Annotated in this window: 1 protein-coding gene; it reads left to right on the forward strand. The window is 71.5% G+C overall.

Going from position 1 to position 1,740, the window contains the following annotated elements; genetic code table 11:
* Window positions 1-1,740: M36 family metallopeptidase (locus AB0M20_RS41840; RefSeq protein ID WP_364306913.1), on the forward strand; the 1,740-nt coding region annotated here is incomplete at both ends.

Consider the following 1,740-nt stretch of genomic DNA (forward strand, 5'->3'; position numbering starts at 1 on the left):
ACGTGCTCTCGGTCAGCTCGACGCTCAGCCCGGAGGTGGCCGCACCCGAGCCGGCCACCCGCACCGCGGCCGAGGCGGTCACCGCCGCCCTCAGGGACGCGAACCTGACCCGCAAGGACCTCGCCCAGCACCGGGTCCGCAAGGTGGCCGTGCCGATGCCGGGCGCGACCGCGCGCACCGCGTACGAGGTCGTGCTGGTCGCCGCGAACGCGGAGCACGGCTACACCACCTTCGTGGACGCGCGCACCGGTGCGGTGCTGGTCCGCGAGAACCTGGTGAACTTCGCCGAGGACAACCCGCACTGGAAGGTCTTCCCCAGCACCCCCACCACGGGCGCCGACACGCGGCAGACCTGGTGCGCCGCCGCCGCTCCCGAGTGCCAGCGAGTGGTGCTCGACCCGGCGACCGGCAAGGCGTGGGACATCGACCCGGACACCGGCGTCAGCAGCACCACCACCCGCGGCAACTCGGCCGACACGGTGCGGTTCTGGGACGCCACGTCGCCGCAGGTGCCGGCCACGCCGAGCCCGGCGCGTGAGTACACGTACCCCTTCACCAACCAGTGGAACGCCACCAAGTGCGACCCCGCGTCGCTGGCGTCGCCGCAGCAGGCCGACGTCGACGCGGCCACCGCGAACCTGTTCGCGATGCACAACCGCATGCACGACTGGTCGTACCACCTCGGCTTCACCGAGGCGACGTGGAACCTGCAGAAGACCAACACCGGCCCGTACGGCAAGGGCGCGGACGCCGAGCGGGGCAATGCCCAGCAGGGCGCCAACACGCAGACCACGCGCAACAACGCCAACCAGGCGACGCCGCCGGACGGCATGACCCCGGTGACCAACATGTACATGTGGCAGCCGCAGGCCGGCGGGGCGTACCCGCCGTGCGTGGACGGCGACTTCGACATGACCGTCATCGGGCACGAGTACACCCACGCGATCAGCAACCGGATGATCGCCGGGCCGGACGCGGGCATCAGCTCGCAGCAGGGCGGCTCGATGGGGGAGAGTTGGTCCGATCTGCTGGCGATGGAGTACCTGTTCGAGTCCGGCTACGTGCCGCGCGGCAACACGCCCTACGTGACCGGCGCGTACGTCACCGGTGACGTGGCCACCGGCATCCGCAACTACGACATGAGCAACAGCGCGCTGAACTACTCGGACTTCGGGTACGACCGCGGGCCCGCCGTGCACGCCGACGGCGAGATCTGGAGCGCCACGAACTTCGACATCCGGCGCAACTTCATCGCCCGCTACGGCGCCGGCACCCGGGCGCTGCAGGAGAGCTGCGCGAACGGGCAGACCCCGGCGACCGAGTGCCCGGGCAACCGGCGCTGGGCGCAGCTGGTGTTCGACTCGTTCCTGCTGGCGGCCACCGGACAGATCAGCATGCTGGACATGCGCGACAACATGATCACCGCGGACGCGCTGCGGTTCGACGGCGCCAACGCCGATCTGCTGTGGAACTCGTTCGCCGGCCGCGGCATGGGCGCCGGCGCGTCGGTCACCGGCCCGTCGGACGTCGACCCGGTGCCGAGCTTCGCGTCCCCGTACGCGGAGAACGTGGAGCTGACCTTCCGCCCGGCCGGCGCCGGCAACGGCAAGCCGGTGCGGCTCTACGTCGGCGACTACGAGGCCGGCGCCACGCCGATCGCCGACACCGACCCGGCGACGCCGCTGCCGGAGACCTTCACCGTCGTGCCGGGCACCTACCGGTTCCTGGCCGTCGGCAAGG

The organism is Actinoplanes sp. NPDC051633 (assembly GCF_040681735.1).
Lineage (GTDB): Bacteria > Actinomycetota > Actinomycetes > Mycobacteriales > Micromonosporaceae > Actinoplanes.